Consider the following 16,146-nt stretch of genomic DNA (forward strand, 5'->3'; position numbering starts at 1 on the left):
AGTGCTGGAAACGGCGATCCTGCCGCAATCAATCAACCGCACCGACCAGGGGAATACATCATGCTGATCAGTTCACTTCTTCTCGCCACCGCGCTGCAAGCCTCGCCGGTCGACACGCTTGTCGCCAATGCGCTGGAAGTTTCCACGGCTCAGGGCAGCTACACCACCTATTTCAATGCTGACGGGACCTACACCACGAATATCGGAATTTCCGGCACCTGGTGGGTTGATGGCAATGAACTTTGCTTCGAACGCAGCACGGGCGAAGGCGGGTGCGCGCCGCTCGGTGAGGCCGAGGCAGTCGGCGCCAGCTGGTCCGGTGTCAATGCCGCCACCGGTGAAACGGTGACCTACACCATTGTGACGCGCGACTAGGCTGACGGGTGCAGACGGGCGGGCCCTGCCCCGTCCGTCAATCCTCCACGGGCACGGCTTCGCCGCGATCGACCAGGAACCACTCCGTACCGGGATAGCGCCGCTCGATCGTCCAGCCATAACTCCCGTCGGCATTATGGGTGGTCCGCGTGCGCGCGTCGAACGCGCCGAAGCCATCTTCACCGGTAAACTCTGACCCATGCCCGTCCGCCAGGAAGCGCACGGCCTGACGCGTGACCGCCCACTCGCCGCGTGCCGCCGCAAACCAGTGTTGCACAACTTCCCCGGTTTCCGGGTCCAGGATGCGGGTCAGTTCACCGAAGAAGGCGCCGTCCTCCGCGTCGCGCCAGACTGTGCGAACCCCTTGCCCGCCCAGGGCCGGCCGGGTGTCGACGGTAAAATGAAGCTCGGCCATCTCGCCGGGACCGCTCACAACCCGATTGATGACAGCAAACCGACCAAGCTCGGGGGCGAGTCGATCGGCCAGTGACGGCGTCATCCTCGCGGCCTGCGACCCCGAATCATCATCCCAACCCCAAGCGCCCCCCGAGGCGAAAGCGAGCGTTGCACTGGCCAGCAATGTCTTGATCATGATCCGCATCCTGTTGGTTCAGATGCGTGGGAGTGTGGCCCCGCGCAGCGACGCATACCACCGGTGCGCGCCGCTGCTGGGACGAATGGCCCAATCTAATTGCCGAATGAGCCCGCAGCCCCCGGGAAGACCACCGGCGTTTCGGACCCGTCCAGCGCAACCGCCGAGACGCCGAAGAAATAATTGTCGATCACGACATTCTCCAGCGTGTAGCTGTCGGTCCGACCGACGAAGCGGCTCCACTGCCATTGCGGCTGGTCGGTCAGGCGCCAATAAATGCGATAACCGGACAGGTTCTCCGCGCCCACGCCCTCGGCCATGTTCCAGCTGAGCGTTGTCGATGGCTGAACCGCGCCCTCAATACTGACTTCGGAGGGGAATGGCGGAGCCCCGGCCATCTGGGCCAGAACTGCTACGTTGAGCGCGGTCAGACGCGCAGCATGGTCGAAATCGACGCCGTCAATCGTGTCACCGTAAGGACGGCCGTCTTCGGCACGCAGATCCTGATGCTGGCGATCATAATGCTCATTGGTCTCCATGATCCGGACAGCGGGATAACCGACGGCATTGAAGGGGCGGTGATGACCGCCACGGGCGAAACGGTCGAGCCGATAGACCATCATCACATCGAGATTGGGGATGTACTGGTCAGCCGTGCGGTCAACGAAACGGGCCAGATTGCGCGACGCACTGTCGACTTCTCCACCCCGGAATCGGCGGTCCGTGGCTTCATCCGGCGTTTCAACGGCCCGCGTGCCTTCGGAGAAAACACGCGCCGTGGTGTTGTTGATGACGCCATTGATGCCGGCGATATTGCCGATCATGTCGTTATTGAGCACGCCCTTGATCCGCCAACCATTCTCGATGGCGTGGGCGGCCACGATCTGACCGCCGAACAGGCCCTGCTCCTCACCGGACAGGCCGGCATAGATGATGGAACCGTCAAACTCGTGCTGGCTGAGCACGCGCGCGGCCTCGATGGCGCCGGCCATGCCGGACGCATTGTCATTGGCCCCCGGACTGTCCGATGTGCCGTCGAGCGGATCGGTGACCCGGCTGTCGATATCGCCGGACACCACAACATAGCGATCGGGATCGATACGCCCTCGCTGGATGGCGATCACGGACACGACCTCCGTCGGCTCGGGAATACGCCTGGCCCCGGAAATCGTGTCCGAGATATACATCACCTCCAGGCAGCCACCACAGTCCGCAGAGATTCGCTCGAACTCGTCAAAGATCCAGCGCCGGGCCGCGCCGATTCCGCGCGTGTCACTCTCCGTTTCGGACAGGGTGTGGCGCGTGCCGAATTCGGCCAGCGTGCGGATGTCTGCCTCGATCCGATCGGCTGACACTGCGGCGACATAGTCATGGACGGCGAGGACTTCCGCCGGCGGCGCATGCTCCTGGGCCAGGGCTGGAGCGGCAATCAATGCCGACAGGGCGACTGCGGTAACGAGTTTCATATGTCCCTCCCCCGGGATTGGGTACTAGCTGGGCTAGATGATGAGCCGACGGCTCGCGTGGTCAAGCGTAGAACCTGTGGAAAGGAATGCCCGCCCCGCGCCTTTTCGACTGGTTGGGTGCGCCGCGATTTGTATAATCTACCTTCAGTTGCGTCGTGGGGGAGTCGTTGTGGTTGATGAATTTTCTGGAGGGCCGGAAACGGCTTCCGGGACGGTTGAGACTGACGCCAAAGTCGCCAGACCGATCGCCGCCCGCTGGACATGGTTCCGTATCCTGTTCGTCGCATTCCTGATCACGAGCGGAGCAATGATCGCGTCCAACCTTCATGCTGCTGTCGTGGTTCCGGCGCTGTTTGCAACCGACGCGCCGGACGCCTTTCTCCTCACCCAGGCCCATATCGTCGATTATGGTCAGGTCGGCACCAGCATCGCCTTCCTCGTCAGCTATTTCGGCTGCGCGATCGCCTATGCCTGTTTCATGGCGCGATCGATTTACAATGCGCGCCTGCGCTATCCTGACCAGGTCAAGATGAGCCCGCACGGCTATTGGCTCTGGCACATTGTGCCGATCGCCAGCCTCTACAAGCCGGTCAATGGCATGGTGGAGGTCTGGCACGCGCTCCATCCCGGCGGAGAAGGCCCGACAACCCCGCTCATTCCTCTGTGGTGGGGGTTCTGGGTCGTCGGCTCGTTGGTCGGTCTTGGGGATCGCCTTTTCCCGGCGAGCCAGATCGACTTCATGCTCAGCCCCGGCTCGGTGGACGCCTATGTCAGCTATCAGCTCTACGGCAGCGCCCTGGCCGTCATTGTAGGCTTGTCCGCCTTCTTCCTCCTGCGCCTGGCTGGCCAGCTGAAGGAATTGCAGTTGGTCCAGCCGGCCGAAATCTTCGCCTGATCCGGCCACGCCAGACGACCAGAAACACCCGACATCCGCGTACCGGCGGCCCCCGATGAATATGATTGACGCTGTCAGAAGCCTTTTCGAATTCTATGCAACTTCAACGGACGCGCCCGCCGCGCCGAGTATGGGTAGTGTTGGCTCGCCTGGATCCTGCTCACCTTTGTGCTGATTATTCCGATGGTCGCCACCTCGCCTGACACGAGCGATACCGGGGCCACGGTTTCGGCGATCCTGATCGCTGTCGGGGCAATCGGAGCATTGCTCCCGGCCATCGCTGTCACGGTGCGGCGCCTGCACGACAGTGACAAGACAGGCTGGCTCTACCTGCTGGGCCCCATCCCCTCTATCGGTGGACTGATCCTTTTCGTCATGATGCTGTTGCCCGGCCCGCCGGGCGAAAACCAGTATGGGGGTGACCCCAAGGAAGTTGTCTTGGGCGACGTCGTTGCCTGATCCCGCGAAGCGCGGTCGAGCATGAAAAGGGCGCGACCAGCTGGTCGCGCCCTTCTTGCATCCCGGTTCAGGCATTTAACCCAGTCAGGGCACAAGGATGACCTTGCCGATCGCCTTGCGACCGGACAGGGCATTGAAGCCCTCCAGGAAATCCTCGAGCTTGTAGGTCCCGGCGACGTGCGGCTTGATCTTGCCGGCTTCGAACATCTCGAACAGCTCGTCCATGTTCTGTTTGTGCCCCCCCGGCACGGACCCGGCCCAGGCGCCCCAGAACACGCCGACAACGCTGGCCATTTTCAAAAGCGGCAGATTGAGCGGGAGTTTGGGGATGTCGCCGGCGGCAAAGCCGATCACCAGGTGACGGCCGCCAGGCGCGATGCCGCGGAAGGCCGTTTCGGCGTAGTCGCCACCGACCGGGTCATAGATCACGTCGACACCCTTGCCGCCGGTCAATTCCTTGATCCGGGCCTTGAGGTCCTCGGTCGAGTAATTGATCAGCTCATCGGCGCCATGTTCCTTGCAGACTGCCAGCTTCTCATCACTCGAGGCCGCAGCAATCACTTTGGCACCCATCGCCTTGCCCAGCTCGACCGTGGCCAATCCGACACCGCCGGCGGCACCCAGCACAAGCAGGCTCTCACCCGGCTTGAGCAAGGCGCGCTGCTTGAGCGCATGGTAGGAGGTGCCATAGACAATCGTCAGACCGGCCGCCGCGTCATAGGGCATGGAATCCGGGATTGGCGTCACCGCTGCAGCCGGAACCACTGCCTGTTCGGCAAAGGCCCCAACGGGCGTGTTGAACAGAACCTTGTCGCCGACCGCGAGCGTGTCGACGCCCTCGCCCAGCTCGGCGATCACACCCGCGCCCTCCGTGCCCGGCACGAAAGGAAGCGGCGGCTTGAACTGGTATTGCCCGCGCACACAGAGCAGGTCAGGGAAATTCAGCCCTCCAGCCTTCACATCGATACGGACATGACCCGGCTGGATGGCCGGGGCCTCGATGGTCTCGACGACGAGCTGGTCCTCGGGACCGAATTCCTTGCAGATAAGCGCTTTCATGATTTTGGCGTCTCCTGTTGTGGGGGTCAGCCCAGTTTCACGCCCGCATGGGCCGCTGCCTTGGTGAGGAATTTGATCGTCTGCTCGCCACCGGCCTTCAACTCTTTCTGGCCCGCCTCATCGGCGATTTCCGCAAAACGTGCTGCGACATTCTCCGGCGTCTGCTGTTCTGGTGGCAGGTAAATGCCGTCGGTCTCGTGAATCTTGGTGACGGCATAGCCGCCCGCTCCGGCGCACAGGATCGTGCGGCTCGGTCCGTCTTCACTGACCAGATAGACAAGACCCGTGGACACTGATTCCGGGGTCATCAGATCCAGCGCAGCCGGCGGAAGAAGGCCTTCCGTCATGCGCGTCGCAGCGGTCGGCGAGAGGGCGTTCACACGAATATTATACTTCGCGCCTTCCAGATGGAGCGTGTTCATCAGCCCGACCAGACCGAACTTGGCGGCGCCGTAATTGGACTGCCCGAAATTGCCATACATGCCCGAGGATGAGGTGGTCATGGCGATGCGGCCATACTCCTGCTCGCGCATGATGTCCCAGACGGCCTTGGTGCAAACCGCCGACCCGTTCAGGTGGACATCGACCACGGCGCGGAAATCATCCAGCTCCATCTTGGCGAAGGACTTGTCGCGCAAAATGCCGGCATTATTGACCAGGATGTCGACCCGGCCCCATTTGTCCATGGCTTGCTTGACCATGTCGGCGACTTCATCGGCCCTGGTGACATTGGCCCGATGGGAGATCGCCTCCCCGCCAGCGTCCCGGATTTCCGCGGCGACATCTTCCGCGGCCGAACCCGACCCGGTGCCGTCCAGCGAGCCACCCAGATCATTGATGACCAGCTTGGCGCCCCGCGATGCCAGCGCCAGCGCATGGGTCCGACCCAGGCCCTGACCGGATCCGGTGACAATAGCGACGCGGCCGTCGAAACGAAGTTCACTCATAACGTCTCAATTCCTTGCTTGATTTGCGGTCCGGTCAGCCGAGGACCTGGAGGGTAAGCCATTGCGCCATCAGCGCCGGCTTGTCCTCGCCCTCGATCTCAACCATCACCTCATATTTGAGCATCCACTGGCCCGGATTGCGTTCCACCGCATCGGCCAGCGTGAAGCGACCACGAACACGCTTTCCGGCCCGTACGGGTGTCAGGAAGCGGACTTTCTCGAAGCCGTAATTGATCCCCATGACAATGCCGTCGATGACGACCGTCGTGCCTGCCGCCATCGAGGACAGCATGGACAGGGTCAGAAAACCGTGTGCGATTGTGCCACCAAAAGGCGTTTCCTTGGCGGCACGCTCGGGATCGATATGGATGAATTGATGATCATCCGTGACATCGGCAAAAGTGTTGATCTGATCCTGGCTGATCTCGGTCCAGTCGGACACACCGATCACGGTCCCGACCGCAGCCGCAATTTCGTCCTTGCTCAGTATCGGCATCAGCCCGTCTCCCCATCTTTCAAAAGCATTTTGCGAAGACCCGGCTTGTCGATCTTGCTGGTTCCACCACGTGGCAAGGCCTGGTCCATCCGCCAGACCTGCTCGGGAATCTTGAATGGCGCCAGATGCGGTTTGAGGAAGGCCTTGAGGTCTTCATCGGACAGGCTCGCCCCGTCGCGCAGCAAGATCGCCGCACCGACGCGTTCGCCAAGTCGCTCATCAGGAATGCCGATAACCGCAGCTTCGAGAATATCGGGATGGTGGGCCAGAGCGCCCTCCACTTCCAGACAGCTGATATTCTCGCCACCGCGCAGGAGCATGTCCTTGATCCGATCGACGATGAAAAGAAAGCCGTCCTCGTCAATGATGCCGACATCCCCGGTCTTGAACCAGCGATCCTCGGTCAGCACGTCAGCGGTGGCTTCGGGCTGGTTGAGATAGCCCCGGAAAACGCCGGGCGACCGGATCCACACCTCGCCCGGCTCGCCGGTCGGTGTTTCCTCGCCATTTTCATCGACCGTCTTGATGAAGGTGACGGCCGGCAGTGGCGCGCCGCAGGAGCCGGGCTTGGCCTGATACTCGGCCAATCCGTTATACGTACCCAGCGCATTGGTTTCAGTCAGGCCATAGCCCGAGGAGGACCAGGCCTGCGGGAACACGTCATTGATCTTCTCGACATGCGCCTCGGGGCGCTTGGCGCCTCCCGTTCCCATGGACTGCAGCGTCTCCAGGACCTCGCCCCGACGCTCGGCCTCCAGGGTCAGCTCATGCGACATCGTTGGCACGCCCACCATGTCGGTCAGCTTCTCCGCCTGGATGAGATCGACCGCATCGCCGGCATCCCATTTACGCATCAGCGCCATCTTGCGTCCGGCGAAGACCGACAGCATGAAGACGGCGTGCGATCCGGTACAATGAAAGAGCGGCAGACAGACCAGAACACCGGGATCGCCATCAACGAATTCATCATTGCCATTGGCAAGTTTGAGCGCTGCACCCAGAAGGGCAAAGGACAGGATAGTCGTCACCGCCCCGCGATGGGTCAGGACAGCGCCCTTTGGTTTCCCAGTCGAGCCCGATGTGTAGAAAATCGCGAAATCGCTATCGGTCTCGATGACCAGTTCCGGCGGAGCCTTGCCGGCGCCGGCGGCGACCATGCGATCAAAGGTGTCAGCGACCCCGTCGATCTCGTCGCGCCCGGAGATGAGCGTCAGGCCAAGGCGACCGGCATGCGGACGAATACGCTCGATCTGGCGCGCTCCGGCGATCACGATCTTGGCGCCGCAATCCTCCAGGCCGAAAGCCATTTCCTCGCTCGTCCACCAGCCATTGAGCGGCACGATGACACCGCCCGCCGCGATGACGCCGAGGAAGCACGCCATCCATTCCGGGCAATTGCGCATCGCCAGCGCCACACGTGTGCCCGGCCTGACCCGATGATGGTCAATCAGCGCATTGGCGACCGCAACCGAACGCGCTGCCAGATCGGCGAAGGACCAGCGCTGGTCCTCGAAGACGACCGCAGTCTTGTCGCCATGCTCCATTGCCTTGAGCAAAAGAAAGCGCAGATCGGCTGGCGCGTTGACATAGGCTTTCTGACGCACGCCCAAAACGTCCGTCTCGGCGACATTGAGCACCTCTTCCGCCTCGGTGACCTGGCGGGCGATCTGCTCGAGAAGGGCCCGCGGCGGGGCTGGTTTACGCTCGGCCATGCTCAGACCTCATTGGCGTATGGCTTGAGTTCCTTGCGACCGATGACCATGCGGTGCACGGCATCGGGACCATCGGCAAAGCGCAGCGTGCGAAGACCGGTCCACATGGCCGCCAGCGGCGTGTCCTGGGAGACGCCGGTTCCGCCATGCATCTGCATCGCCTCGTCCACCGTTTCCAGCGCCACGCGCGGCGCGACAACCTTGATCTGCGAGATCCACGGCGCAGCGGCGCGCGGATCGCCCTGATCCATCATCCACGCCGCTTTCAGACAAAGAAGCCGGGCCTGCTCGATCGCCATGCGGCGCTCGGCAATGATGTCATAATTGGCACCCAACTTGGCCAGGGGCTTTCCGAAAGCGGTCCGCGTCAAAGAGCGACGGCACATCAGTTCGAGGGCCCGCTCGGCCTGACCAATCGCCCGCATGCAGTGATGGATACGGCCCGGCCCGAGACGTCCCTGGGAAATCTCGAAGCCGCGACCGCGGCCGAGGATGAGACAATCCTTGGGCACACGCACATCGGTGAAACGGATATGCATGTGGCCGTGAGGCGCGTCATCATGACCGAAGACGGTCATCGGGCGCAGGATTTCGATGCCCGGAAGGTCGGACGGAATGAGGAATTGCGAGTGACGACCATGACGCGGGGCGTCATCCCCCTCGGTCCGGGTCATCAGGACATAGACGGCGCAGCGGGGATCACCGGCACCGGACGCCCAGTATTTCTCGCCATTGAGCACCCATTCATCGCCGTCCTCGACAGCGGAAAAGGCGATATTGGTGGCGTCCGAGGATGCGACGTCCGGCTCGGTCATCAGATAGGCCGAGCGCATTTTGCCCTCGAGCAGCGGCTCGAGATATTTCTTCTTCTGCTCGGCATTTCCGTAGCGCTCGATGACTTCCATATTGCCGGTATCCGGCGCGGAGCAGTTGAACGTTTCGGCGGCCAGGTGTGACCAGCCCATCTCTTCCGCGAGGAAGGCATATTCGACCGTCGACAGGCCATAGCCGCGGTCCGACCCGGTGAGCCAGAAATTCCACAGGCCGCGCTTGCGGGCCTCCGCCTTGAGGCTTTCCAGGATCTCGGTCTGGCGGTCGGTGAAGGCAAACCGGTCGCCGCTCTTGCCGATCTCGGCGTGATACTCTGCCTCCAGCGGCATGACGACGTCACGCACCATGGCGCGAACCTGCTCAATGAGCGGTTTGACCCGCTCTGAAACACCGAGATCCATGTCTCTCCCCTTTGATCTTTTAATCGTTGTTACTGTTCTTCGAATTCCGGCCGACCGGACGCGTGTCTAAACAGGGCGGCCGCGAGCGCCGACCATCATGCGGCGAAACTTGCGCATCCCGCCGAGCCAGCGATCACGCTCATTCGCGCGCGCCCGCTCATACGCCGGGACGTTTTCATGTGGCAGCGCCAGGAAGCGCTTTTCCGCGATCGCCGCGATTGTCTCGGCCGCGACATCAAGCGGCTCGACGACCCCATCAGCCCCGGCAATGCCGCCATCCTCGCTGCCGCCAAGCATATCCGTCCGCACGGCCTGTGGACACACACACACGACCTGAAGGCCTTCATCGCCGTGAGCGATGGCCATGCTCTCCGCGAAGGAAACGGCTGCATGCTTGGACGCAGTATAAGAGGAGGCACCGATCTGGGCCAGCAATCCCGCCGCCGAGGCGACGACCACGAAAACCCCGCCTCCGCGCAGCTTCATGCGTGGCCAAACCTGGCGGGCGCCGCGAACCGCACCCATCACATTGACCTCGAAACTGTCGTGCCAGGCCTGGTCATCGGCACCGGCCGCATCCCAACTCGGCTCATCGGTCCGCAATATGCCGGCATTGGACACATAGACATCGATCGGGCCCAACTCGGCCTCGGCCTTGTCGAGAAACGCGCCGATCTCCGCTTCCCGCGTGACATCGACCTTCATGCCGATACCGCCAAACTTCGCCGCGGCCTCTTCCGCGCCGGCCAGATCAGCCAGGGCGATCTTCGCACCCTGGGCATGGAAAGCCTGCGCCATGGCCAGGCCAATCCCGCGCGCGCCGCCGGTGATCGCGACCACCTTGCCTTGGTAATCCATCCGTATCTCCTTCGCCCAGTTCGCGTCGCTGATCAGTAATTCCGCATCCGCGCGAATTTCTCGGCGTGGTAATTGGCGTCGCCGTAGAGGGCTTCCGCCACGCGGACCCGCTTCATGAAGAAGCCGATATCGAATTCATCCGTCATCCCCATTCCGCCGTGCATCTGCACACCTTCCTGGGCGGCGAGCTGCGCGACCTGGCCGAGCTTGGCCTTGGCTGCCGACACCATCATGGCCGCATGATCAGGCGCGGCATCCAGTGTCTGGAGCGCCTTGAGCACAATCGACTTGCCCAACTCGACCTCGGAATAGAGATGCGCTGCCCGATGCTGCAGCGCCTGGAAGGTGCCAATGATCTGGCCGAATTGCTTGCGCTCCTTGATATAGCCAACCGTGCTCTCAAGGCATTGCTGGGCCGAGCCCGACATTTCCGCAGACAGGCCGGCGCGGCCGGCATCAAGTACAGCTTCAAGTGCCTTGAGCCCGCCATCGACCTCACCGAGTACCGCGTCTGCGGTCACCTCCACCGCGTCGAGGGTAACGGTCGCGATATTGCGGCTGTCGACCGTCTTGATGCGCTCCACCGTCAACCCGGCCGCATCGATCGGCACGAGGAAAAGCGAGACACCTTCGGCGTCCGCTTCGCTTCCGGCAGTCCGCGCCGAGACAATCATCATGTCAGCGACATGACCCTCAGCGACAAAGCTCTTGCGCCCGGACAGTTTGAATCCATTCCCCGAGCGTTCCGCCTTTGTGGTGACGCTGGACGGGTTGTGCTTGCGGCCTTCGTCAACCGCGACGGCCGTGATGGCCTCGCCCGCCGCAATGCGCGGCAGCCATTCCGACTTTTGCCCGTTGGAGCCAAAGCGGGTAAGCGCCGTCGCGCCCATGATCGCGGTCGACAGGAAGGGCGACGCCGTCAGCGTGCGCCCCATCTCCTCGGCAATGACGCCGGCGGCAACATGGCCCATCTCCACCCCGCCCTGGTCTTCCGGCACGAGGACGCTGGTCCAGCCCATCTCAGCCATAGCGGCCCAGGTCTTGCGGTCAAACCCGTCTGCGGACTCCGAGTCCCGCAACTTGCGTATCTGTGCGATCGGCGCACTGTCCGCGAGAAATCCGCGGGCGGCATCCTTGAGCATGCCGGCTTCTTCATTGAGCACCATGGCCATGATGGTCTCTCCCCTGTGGTGCGGCGCCTAGGCCGACGGCAATTCGAGAATGCGCTTGGAAATGATGTTGAGCTGGACCTCGGACGTTCCGCCCTCGATCGAATTGCCCTTGGTCCGAAGCCAATTGGCCGCGACATCATCATCCGCGCCCCATTCGAGACCGTCCTGGCCGGCCGAATCCATCATCAGTTCGAGGCGGCGCTTGTTGAGTTCGGTGCCATAGTATTTGAGCACCGAGGAATTGGCCCCCATGCCCTGCCCGGCCTTCGCCTCATCCGTGACGCGCTCCATCGTCGACATGAAGGCGAGTCCGTCGATCTCCATCCGCACCACATCGGTGCGCAGGATTGGATCCGCGAGGCGACCGCTCTCATCCTTGCCCAGCATCTGCACGGCGACATCACCGGCCGGCCGCATTGCGCCAGAGCCCATGCCGCCAATCATTTCGCGCTCATGGGTGAGCAGGTATTTGGCCACGCTCCAGCCCTTGTTGAGCTCGCCGATCACATTGTGCTTGTGTGCCTTGGCGTCGTCGAAGAACGTCTCGCAGAATGGCGATTTCCCCGAGATCAGCTTGATTGGCTTGGTGGTGACCCCAGGCTGGTCCATGTCGACCAGGATGAAGGAAATACCTTCATGCTTCTTGGCCTCGAAATCCGTACGGACGAGCGCGAAGATCCAGTCGGCCTGATCGGCATAGGAGGTCCAGATCTTCTGGCCATTGATCAGATAGTGATCGCCCTTGTCCTCGCACTTGGTCATCAGCGCCGCGAGGTCGGAGCCCGCATTCGGTTCGGAATAGCCCTGCGCCCAGCGGATCTCGCCGCGAGCGATCCGGGGCAGATGCTCGAGTTTCTGCTCGTGGGTGCCGTATTTCAGCAGCGCCGGCCCAAGCATCCAGATACCAAAGGATTGCAGCGGGGAGCGCGCCTTGATGGTCCGCATCTCGGCGCGCAGGACCTTGGCTTCCTCCTTGGAAAGACCGCCGCCGCCATACTCGGTCGGCCATTCCGGAACGGTCCAGCCCTTGGCGGCCATTCGCTCCAGCCACAGTAATTGCGGTTCGGAGTATTGGCCCTTCTTGCCACCCCAGACAGCGTCAGCCTCGCTCTCCATCGGCCGGCGCATTTCTTCGGGACAATTGGCGTTCAGCCAGTCCCGGACTTCTTCGCGGAAGCTTTCCAGATCGGACATGATCTCCCCTTTATCGACATTATCGAGCATTCGGTATGATGCACTTGCGAAGACGCTAGCGCCGAACCGGGGGCAGGTCCATGGCCGAAAGCGGCAATTTCAGTGAAATTCCGGCATACATGCGCGCATGAAAAAGCCCCGGTCCGAGGACCGGGGCTTTGAAGGCAGGGTGCGGTCGTGATGCCGCGCAGATCACGCAAATTGCGGCGCGATCTCGAGATTTTTGGCCAGGCCGAGGCGGCGCATCACCAGGAGCGCCGTGCCGTTATAGTCAACGACCCGGTTCCAGAAGCCCTTTTTGGGCAGGTGGAGCGCCGAACGCGGGAAATCGTGATGGTGATCATGCAAGGCTTCGCCGCCGGTCAGCAGGGCAAGCACATAGTCGAACCATTTCGGCGTTTTCATATGCCCGAATACGTTCACACCAAGCGTCGTGGCGTGAAACTGGAGGCCGCGACCAATGATCACACTGGCATGAATCAGGGCCGTCAGGATCAGCGAACCACCGCTCAACGCGACTGCGGCATAGATGATGGCGGGAATCACCAGATGCATCACCAGCGAGAGCGTGATGTGGAACTTGTCGGCAAAACGAACAACCGGATTTTCCTTCAGCCACATCGGCATCGGGCGGGCCAGATCCTTTTCGTCGCGCCACAGGATCCAGCCGACCCAGGCCCAGACCTTGGACTCGAGCGGATTGTGCGGATCGCCCGGCTTGTCGGCGAAACGATGATGCTGGGAATGGTAGTTCACCCAATCCTTCAACGTGCCCTGCATCGCGAGGATGCAATTGATCATGATGATGACCTGACCCGGCCATTTGATCTCGCCGGCCCGGTGCTGCCAGATCCGGTGGAGCGGGCCGATTCCCATATTGCACAGGAAAATGGTCAGAGCGGTCACACCGAGGCAAAGCGGGGCGTACCACCAGCGCAAGGTGAGGCCGCTCAGGGCGAGGCCGAGGACGATCATGGTCGTAATCAGGGCCAGGCCCAGGGCCGGGTATATGATCGCAGAAAAGGCACTCGCCCAGTTTAGCGTCCGCCAGGATTTGAGGATGGCTTCGGAGCGCGCAAGGATGCGGGATTCAAGGGTCATGGATGGCCACTCGCAATAAGAACAAAAGAACCGGTACGGAACTGGCGCCGAGTTTCAGCTGCCCCGCTCCGGTCGTCAAACACCTTATGTATGGACTCGCCTCAGTCATCACCGCCAGTCATAAGCGAATAGCGGTCGACCGGCTTCTTCGGTAAGGAAATGGTAAAGCACGCACCTTCGCCCGGCCGGCCCTCACCGCGAATCGTTCCGCCATGCCGCTCGACAATCCGGTGGCACAGGGCCAGCCCGACGCCGGTCCCCGGATAGGCATCGCGGCTGTGCAGGCGGCGGAAGACTTCGAATATGCGTTCGGCATGGTCAGGCGCGAAACCGATACCATTGTCAGTGATGGTGAGGTCGCAGTCCGCGCCAGAATCGTCGATCGCGATGATGATGTGAGGCGCCCGGTCTTCAGCCCGGTATTTCAGGGCATTCCCGACCAGATTGACGAACAGCTGGCGCAGCAGGACCCGGTCACCCATGACATGCGCATCCTCGGGCCACTCCAGACGACCGCCAAAGTCTCGGATCGCAAACTCCAGGTGTTCGACAACCTCACCCATCAACTCGCCAATCGCGACCCGTTCGAGCTTCAAGGGCACATGGGAGGAGCGCGAGTATTGCAGCAGGTCATGGATCAGTTGCTGCATGCGCTGGGCTGCATCCACCATGGTGTTGACCATGCTGCTGCCGCGCGCGTCCAGCGCGTCGTCATAATCGCGCAGAACCAGCTCGCCGAAAGCCGAAACCTTGCGCAAGGGCTCCTGCAGGTCATGCGAAGCGGCTGATGCAAAATGCTCCAGCTCTGTATTGGAGCGCCTCAACTCGGCCGTCTGTTGTCGCAGCCTTTGCTCATTGGCGCGCTGGAGCGTGACATCCTGGATGACCCCGAAAAAGCGGGACTTCTCACATTGCTTTCCCTTGAGCGCCTGAACCCAAAGCTGGATCACCCGAACCGAACCGTCGTCGGCACGGGTAAAGCGCAGAACGCGGGAAGTCAGGCTGCCGCTTTTCAGGGCCTGCCGAACCAATTGATTCGCATCGTCGCGATCATCTCGGTGAACCCGCTCGAACAGGGCTTCCAGAGAAAGTTCAAACGTTGTCCGGTCCAGGCCGAGAATGGAAAACGCCTCGTCGCTCGCCATGCCGCGCCGGGCCACGGGATCGATGTCGATATAGCCGACCTCTGCCGCCTCGCCCGCCATTTCCATCATGCGCAGGCGGTCACTGGCCCGCGTTTCGGCATTCTTGCGTTCGGTGATGTCGTCGATGGAACCCGCCATCCGCATGGCCTGGCCATTGGCCTTCCATTCCGCCTGACCGCGCGCGCGGACCCAGAAATAATGGCCGCTCTCATGCCGCAGGCGATATTCAATATCATAGGGCTTTTTCTGAGCCAGATGATCATTGATGGCGCCGATCACACGGTCTCGATCCTCCGGATGAAGACGATTCGCGAAATCATCGAAACAGGGCTTGAAGTCCCGATCGGTGATCCCGACGAGATCGAGGAATCGCGGCGACCAATCCACCGAGTTGGTCCGCATTTCCCATAGCCACAGGCCAACCGCGGCACCTGTCACCGCGAGCGAAAGGCGCCAATCCGCTTCGCGCAGTGCGAGATGATGGCTGATCAGGGCGCCGGCGGTCTCGAAGACGGTTATCTCGGCGTTTGAAAAAGCGCGTTCCCTTTGGTCCTGCGCCGTCAAATTCAATGTTCCATAGACTTCCCCGTCAACGAATAGCCGGACCCCTATATAGGTTTCCAGGGCCAGCTCGCGATAGCAGGGATGGTCTGCGTAGATACTGTTGGCGGCCAGGTGAACATAGAGGGGTCGCTCAAGCGAAATCACCCGTTCACAATAGGTTTGTGGCAACTCGAAGGTCTGGCCAACGGCCACCTCGCCGCTTTCATCGCGCACGAATTCGACTTCATAGAGGTCCCCATCGATGCGTGAAATGATGGCAAGGGGAAGTTGGAAATACGCGGCAACCACGTCCAGCAATGCGCTGATACACGCCTCGTGCCCTCCCTCTCCTTCCGAACTGGTTTTCACCAGTTTCAGGAGGGTCCTCTGCGCATGCGCATCATGCGCTGCACGATCCTGAGTGATCGGCTGATCCATGCGGTTCAAACACCAGCCGACTCCCCAAACAAGCCAACCGGTCTCACCTCGCCCAAGGCTGGGACGTTAACTGTGCCGCCCACCGCGGACAAGCAACCTCAAGGAGCAAGAAAGGTCGATAAGCCAAGAAAAACTGGGATGTTTATCGTTTCTCGGGATGGACGGGCGCCATTTCTTACGCTTTCGTAAGGATACTAGCTATTCGATTCATCGCTGGGGAGCTGTTGATGAGAACGAGAGCAATAATTCTGGGGAGCGCAGTCACCGCTGCGCTTGTTGTCGCGAACTTCCTGCCGAGTGTCGGCAGTGCCGTCGCGGAGCGCACGCAGATTCCGGACCATGTTTACGAAGAGGCCGAGCGTCAGCTTGATGTCTTCGTCACCTGGGCTCGCAATGACGCCGCCGTTCCGGACATGGGCAATCCCGAAACTCCGGCCTCCTGAGGCTAGAAGCGGTTAACGG

General features: G+C 61.6%; 16 protein-coding genes. 4 read left to right on the plus strand and 12 right to left on the minus strand.

The features are described from left to right. Positions 1-60 precede the first annotated feature (60 nt). Positions 61-375 carry a hypothetical protein gene (locus tag JXQ94_RS04890; RefSeq protein ID WP_421922692.1) on the plus strand — a complete coding sequence of 105 codons (315 nt, stop codon included), beginning with the start codon at positions 61-63 and terminating at the stop codon, positions 373-375. Between the two features lie 37 nt (positions 376-412). Here the strand turns inward: JXQ94_RS04890 and JXQ94_RS04895 are convergent, their stop codons facing one another. Together JXQ94_RS04895 and JXQ94_RS04900 are read right to left on the minus strand one after the other, a co-directional pair. Further along, positions 413-967: a hypothetical protein gene (locus JXQ94_RS04895; protein WP_421922693.1), complete on the minus strand. Its 555-nt coding sequence runs from the start codon at positions 965-967 to the stop codon at positions 413-415. A gap of 95 nt (positions 968-1,062) precedes the next feature. Further along, the gene (locus JXQ94_RS04900) at positions 1,063-2,433 is read right to left on the minus strand and encodes a M28 family metallopeptidase (protein ID WP_421922694.1); all 1,371 of its coding nucleotides are present in this window, start codon (positions 2,431-2,433) and stop codon (positions 1,063-1,065) included. 169 nt (positions 2,434-2,602) lie between these two features. Here JXQ94_RS04900 and JXQ94_RS04905 point away from each other — a divergent pair, with 169 nt between their 5' ends. Continuing rightward, positions 2,603-3,328, plus strand: coding sequence for a DUF4328 domain-containing protein (locus JXQ94_RS04905; protein WP_421922695.1), 726 nt, complete (start codon positions 2,603-2,605; stop codon positions 3,326-3,328). A gap of 156 nt (positions 3,329-3,484) precedes the next feature. Continuing rightward, on the plus strand, positions 3,485-3,787 hold the full coding sequence (locus JXQ94_RS04910; protein WP_421922850.1) for a DUF805 domain-containing protein: 303 nt from the start codon (positions 3,485-3,487) through the stop codon (positions 3,785-3,787). An 84-nt stretch (positions 3,788-3,871) separates the two neighbouring features. On the opposite strand, the gene JXQ94_RS04915 is transcribed toward JXQ94_RS04910, so the two are convergent. From JXQ94_RS04915 to JXQ94_RS04960, 10 genes are all read right to left on the minus strand, one after another. Beyond that, the gene (locus tag JXQ94_RS04915) at positions 3,872-4,846 is read right to left on the minus strand and encodes an NADPH:quinone oxidoreductase family protein (protein ID WP_421922696.1); all 975 of its coding nucleotides are present in this window, start codon (positions 4,844-4,846) and stop codon (positions 3,872-3,874) included. 26 nt (positions 4,847-4,872) lie between these two features. After that, complete coding sequence (locus JXQ94_RS04920) at positions 4,873-5,793, minus strand: SDR family NAD(P)-dependent oxidoreductase (protein WP_421922697.1); 921 nt, start codon at positions 5,791-5,793, stop codon at positions 4,873-4,875. Between the two features lie 34 nt (positions 5,794-5,827). Further along, positions 5,828-6,289, minus strand: a complete 462-nt coding sequence (locus JXQ94_RS04925) for a MaoC family dehydratase (protein WP_421922698.1) — start codon at positions 6,287-6,289, stop codon at positions 5,828-5,830. Then, positions 6,289-8,001, minus strand: coding sequence for a class I adenylate-forming enzyme family protein (locus tag JXQ94_RS04930; protein ID WP_421922699.1), 1,713 nt, complete (start codon positions 7,999-8,001; stop codon positions 6,289-6,291). Before JXQ94_RS04930 ends, JXQ94_RS04925 begins: the two co-directional genes overlap by 1 nt. A 2-nt stretch (positions 8,002-8,003) precedes the next feature. Continuing rightward, positions 8,004-9,233, minus strand: a complete 1,230-nt coding sequence (locus tag JXQ94_RS04935; RefSeq protein ID WP_421922700.1) for an acyl-CoA dehydrogenase family protein — start codon at positions 9,231-9,233, stop codon at positions 8,004-8,006. Between the two features lie 66 nt (positions 9,234-9,299). Further along, on the minus strand, positions 9,300-10,091 hold the full coding sequence (locus JXQ94_RS04940) for an SDR family oxidoreductase (RefSeq protein WP_421922701.1): 792 nt from the start codon (positions 10,089-10,091) through the stop codon (positions 9,300-9,302). A 32-nt stretch (positions 10,092-10,123) separates the two neighbouring features. Continuing rightward, complete coding sequence (locus tag JXQ94_RS04945) at positions 10,124-11,263, minus strand: acyl-CoA dehydrogenase family protein (protein ID WP_421922702.1); 1,140 nt, start codon at positions 11,261-11,263, stop codon at positions 10,124-10,126. Between the two features lie 27 nt (positions 11,264-11,290). Then, the gene (locus tag JXQ94_RS04950; protein WP_421922703.1) at positions 11,291-12,457 is read right to left on the minus strand and encodes an acyl-CoA dehydrogenase family protein; all 1,167 of its coding nucleotides are present in this window, start codon (positions 12,455-12,457) and stop codon (positions 11,291-11,293) included. A 192-nt stretch (positions 12,458-12,649) separates the two neighbouring features. Then, on the minus strand, positions 12,650-13,558 hold the full coding sequence (locus tag JXQ94_RS04955; RefSeq protein WP_421922704.1) for an acyl-CoA desaturase: 909 nt from the start codon (positions 13,556-13,558) through the stop codon (positions 12,650-12,652). A 101-nt stretch (positions 13,559-13,659) separates the two neighbouring features. After that, entirely contained in the window at positions 13,660-15,684 is a 2,025-nt protein-coding gene (locus JXQ94_RS04960; RefSeq protein ID WP_421922705.1) for a PAS domain-containing protein, read from the minus strand. 227 nt (positions 15,685-15,911) lie between these two features. Between JXQ94_RS04960 and JXQ94_RS04965 the strand changes: the two genes are divergently transcribed. Beyond that, positions 15,912-16,127, plus strand: coding sequence for a hypothetical protein (locus JXQ94_RS04965; protein ID WP_421922706.1), 216 nt, complete (start codon positions 15,912-15,914; stop codon positions 16,125-16,127). Positions 16,128-16,146 lie beyond the last annotated feature (19 nt).

Source organism: Maricaulis maris, assembly GCF_049116555.1.
Lineage (GTDB): Bacteria > Pseudomonadota > Alphaproteobacteria > Caulobacterales > Maricaulaceae > Maricaulis > Maricaulis maris_C.